The sequence below is a fragment of the Catenulispora rubra genome (genome assembly GCF_015356825.1).
In the GTDB taxonomy this organism is placed as follows: Bacteria; Actinomycetota; Actinomycetes; order Streptomycetales; family Catenulisporaceae; genus Catenulispora; species Catenulispora rubra.
The window spans coordinates 1-403 of sequence record NZ_JAACYW010000796.1; the positions used below are offsets into that span (position 1 = coordinate 1).

General features: G+C 73.7%; 1 pseudogene. It reads right to left on the reverse strand.

The features are described from left to right. Nucleotides 1-168: 168 nt before the first annotated feature. A pseudogene (locus GWK61_RS55470) lies at nt 169-403 on the reverse strand (GntR family transcriptional regulator); the annotation flags it as partial.

The window sequence follows — 403 nt, forward strand, 5'->3', positions numbered from 1 at the left end:
GAACACCTCGCGCGCGCCGGTGAGGATCCGCCGCCGGTTGCGCTCGGCGTCGACACGCCGCCGGCGCGGCTCGGTCGGTTCAACGGGCATACAACAGATCCTCGTCGCTTCCGCTGGGGCTGGCCTGTCCGCGCCATGCTAGCGCCCATGTCAGCGCCTTGGTGGTCATCACCGGCCCGGATCCTCCGGCGCCATGGCCGGTGCCATCGCCCGCGACACCGCCGCCACGCCGTCCTCGTCGGTGGCCCCCAGAGCCCGAACAGCTGCGACGTACGCCTGCGCCGCCTGGTCGAGCGCGGCGGCGCGATCGGCCGCGGAGGTCGGTCGGGCCGAGTCTGCGATGTGCGTGCCGGTTCGGCGCCGGGTGACCACCACGCCCGCGCCTTCCAGCTCCTTGTAAGCG